The following is a 570-nucleotide window of genomic DNA, read 5'->3' as shown; positions in this document are numbered from 1 at the left end:
GATACATTTGAAGCAGAGTTTGATGATAGTGGCAATGATTTAGAGGTTCCACAAACGGGCAACGCTCTGCAGGTGATTTTTGGCTATGAGAACAGCATCAGTGCTTTTATGGGGTGTTTTGTTGTCGAATCGGTTGTAAGTTGTGGTGGCAGTGATGGAGAGATCTTACGCCTTTGTGGCAAAAGTGCCTCGATGCGTAAAGAGCTCAAAGAACAGGTGAGTGAGCATTTTGATCACAAAACTGTTGGTGAGATTGTTGAGACACTCGCTAAACGCCATGGCTATCAAGCAAAGGTCAGTCCTCAGTTCACCCAACAAACTTTACCTTATGTGATTCGTACAGATCAATCGGCTGTTGATTTTTTAACCCGCCTTGCCGATCGCATGCGGGCACGTTTTTTGATCAAGGACAATAAGTTTTTATTTTTAAGCGGAGATAATTTACCAGCACTCGAACTTCATAAGCACGACTGTTCCAACTGGGAGTTCACGTTAGAGCCACGCACGCAATATGGCACCATTGAAGCTTCTTATTTTGATCGCTCAAAAGGGCAGCAATGCCACATTAAG

At 44.0% G+C, this 570-nt stretch carries 1 pseudogene; it reads left to right on the top strand.

Annotation, left to right across the window (positions count from 1 at the left end):
• A pseudogene (locus tag ACFIKG_RS09815) lies at positions 1-570 on the top strand (phage late control D family protein); the annotation flags it as partial.

Source organism: Bartonella sp. LB28NMGDW (assembly GCF_042194435.1).
Classification (GTDB): domain Bacteria; phylum Pseudomonadota; class Alphaproteobacteria; order Rhizobiales; family Rhizobiaceae; genus Bartonella; species Bartonella grahamii.
The sequence above is the reverse complement of the archived record's forward strand: the minus strand, read 5'-3'. Positions and strand labels throughout refer to the sequence as shown.